Here is a 2893-nt window from a genome sequence, read left to right as displayed (position 1 = left end):
CGCCCCGGCGACGTCGTCGTCGCGGACGCCGTACGGGCCGAGGGCGAGGACGCCGGGACCACCGGCTGCCCGGACAACGGTCCGCTGCTCGACGCCCTCGCGCTCCTCGACGCCCGGGTGCACACTGGACTGCTGCTGGGCACCGACCACGTCGTACGCGGCGCGGCCGGTCGCACCCGGCTGCGCGAGCGCGGCGCGGTCGCCGTCGACATGGAGTCCGCCGCCACCCTGCGCACGGCCGCGGCGACCTCCGGGACCCGGCCCGTGGCCGCCGTCCGGGTGGTCGTGGACGCGCCCGAGCATGAACTCGTCCGTTTCGGAACGCTGCGCGGCGGTATCGCCGCGTACCGCGTGCTCAGCTCAGTTCTTCCTGCATTTTTCGAATGGCACCGTCATGTGATGATCTCCAGGAGGCGAACCTGATGGCCATGCCACTGCGCCAGTCGCTCAAGGTTGCCAGCTATCTCTTCTCGCAGAAGACGATCAAGAGGCGGGAGAAGTTTCCGCTGATCGTGGAGCTGGAACCACTCTTCGCCTGCAACCTCAAGTGCGAAGGCTGCGGAAAGATCCAGCATCCCGCGGGCGTGCTCAAGCAGCGTATGCCGGTGGCCCAGGCGGTCGGCGCCGTGCTGGAGTCGGGTGCGCCGATGGTCTCGATCGCCGGCGGCGAGCCGCTGATGCACCCGCAGATCGACGAGATCGTGCGGCAGCTCGTCGCCCGCAAGAAGTTCGTCTTCCTGTGCACCAACGCGATGCTGCTGCGCAAGAAGCTCGACAAGTTCGAGCCCTCGCCGTACTTCGCGTTCGCCGTGCACATCGACGGGCTGCGCGAGCGGCACGACGAGTCGGTCGCCAAGGAAGGCGTCTTCGACGAGGCCGTGGCCGCGATGAAGGAGGCCAAGCGGCGCGGGTTCCGGGTCACCACGAACTCGACGTTCTTCAACACCGACACCCCGCAGACCGTCGTCGAGGTCCTCGACTTCCTCAACGACGACCTCCAGGTGGACGAGATGATGATCTCGCCCGCGTACGCCTACGAGAAGGCGCCCGACCAGGAGCACTTCCTCGGCGTCGAGCAGACCCGCGAGCTGTTCAAGAAGGCGTTCTCCGGCGGCAACCGCAAGCGCTGGCGGCTCAACCACAGCCCGCTGTTCCTCGACTTCCTGGAGGGCAAGGTCGACTTCCCGTGCACGGCCTGGGCCATCCCCAACTACTCGCTCTTCGGCTGGCAGCGCCCCTGCTACCTGATGAGCGACGGCTACGTGCCGACGTACCGGGAGCTGGTAGAGGACACCGACTGGGACAAGTACGGCCGCGGCCGCGACCCCCGGTGCGCCAACTGCATGGCCCACTGCGGCTACGAGCCCACCTCCATCCTCGCCACCACGTCCTCGCTGAAGGAGTCGCTGCGGGCCGCGCGGGAGACCATCGGCGGCAACCGCGTCCGAGGCGGTGGGCGAGCGGAAGGGGAATGAGATGTCGCTCCTGGAGAGCATCGGCGGCCCCCGCGACCTGAAGGCGCTCCCGCCGGAGCGGCTGGACGAACTGGCGGGGGAAATCCGCGAGTTCCTCATCCACGCCGTTGCCCGCACCGGCGGCCACCTCGGTCCGAACCTCGGCGTCGTCGAGCTGACCCTCGCGCTGCACCGGGTCTTCGACTCGCCGGCCGACCGCATCCTGTGGGACACCGGCCACCAGTCGTACGTGCACAAACTCCTCACTGGCCGGCAGGACTTCTCCGGGCTGCGCGGCAAGGGCGGCCTGTCCGGCTACCCGTCGCGGGCGGAGTCCGAGCACGACGTCATCGAGAACAGCCACGCCTCCACGGTCCTCGGCTGGGCCGACGGCCTGGCGAAGGCCAACGAGGTGCGCGGCAGCGGCGACCACGTCGTCGCGGTCATCGGCGACGGGGCGCTGACCGGCGGCATGGCCTGGGAGGCGCTGAACAACATCGCCGCCGCCCGGGACCGGCCGCTGGTCATCGTCGTCAACGACAACGAGCGCTCCTACTCGCCCACCATCGGCGGCCTCGCCGACCACCTGGCGACCCTGCGCACCACCGACGGCTACGAGCGCTTCCTGTCCTGGGGCAAGGAACTGCTCGACCGCACGCCGGTGGTGGGCAAGCCGCTGTACGACTCGCTGCACGGCGCGAAGAAGGGCTTCAAGGACGCCTTCGCGCCGCAGGGCATGTTCGAGGACCTGGGGCTGAAGTACGTCGGCCCCGTCGACGGGCACGACACCGCCGCCGTCGAGTCCGCGCTGCGCCGCGCCAAGCGGTTCCACGGGCCGGTCCTCGTGCACTGCCTGACCGAGAAGGGCCGCGGCTACCAGCCCGCGCTGGACGACGAGGCCGACCGCTTCCACACCGTCGGCGTCATGGACCCCTTCACCTGCGAGCCGGTCGCACCGCCCGGCGCGCCGTCGTGGACGTCGGTCTTCTCCGACGAACTGGTACGCATCGGCGCCGAGCGCGAGGACGTGGTGGCGATCACCGCCGCGATGCTCCACCCCACCGGGCTCGCCGCGTTCGCCGCCGCGTACCCGGGGCGGACGTGGGACGTGGGCATCGCCGAGCAGCACGCCGCGGTCTCCGCCGCCGGCCTGGCCACCGGCGGGCTGCACCCCGTCGTCGCGGTCTACGCCACCTTCCTGAACCGGGCCTTCGACCAGGTGCTGATGGACGTCGCGCTGCACCGCTGCGGCGTGACGTTCGTGCTCGACCGGGCCGGGGTGACCGGGCCGGACGGGGCCTCGCACCACGGCATGTGGGACATGTCGATCCTCCAGGTCGTCCCCGGCCTGCGGATCGCCGCGCCGCGCGACGCCGACCAGCTCCGCGCCCAGCTGCGCGAGGCCGTCGCCGTCGACGACGCGCCGACCGTCGTCCGCT

Annotated in this window: 3 protein-coding genes; all 3 read left to right on the top strand. The window is 70.7% G+C overall.

What is annotated here, in order from left to right; genetic code table 11:
- Positions 1-423 (top strand): phosphorylase family protein (locus H5J30_RS25140; protein ID WP_445194958.1); only part of this gene is annotated, 423 nt, incomplete at its 5' end.
- Positions 423-1475 carry an adenosyl-hopene transferase HpnH gene (gene hpnH / locus H5J30_RS25135; RefSeq protein ID WP_181789637.1) on the top strand — a complete coding sequence of 351 codons (1053 nt, stop codon included), beginning with the start codon at positions 423-425 and terminating at the stop codon, positions 1473-1475. The genes H5J30_RS25140 and hpnH, both read left to right, overlap by 1 nt.
- Before the next feature lies 1 nt (position 1476).
- Positions 1477-2893: 1-deoxy-D-xylulose-5-phosphate synthase (gene dxs, locus H5J30_RS25130; RefSeq protein WP_181789636.1), on the top strand; the 1417-nt coding region annotated here is incomplete at its 3' end.

It is taken from the genome of Streptomyces phytophilus (assembly GCF_013870535.1).
GTDB classification, from domain to species: domain Bacteria; phylum Actinomycetota; class Actinomycetes; order Streptomycetales; family Streptomycetaceae; genus Streptomyces; species Streptomyces phytophilus.
Note: the sequence above shows the minus strand (reverse complement) of the source record. Positions and strands in the feature narration are given on the sequence as shown.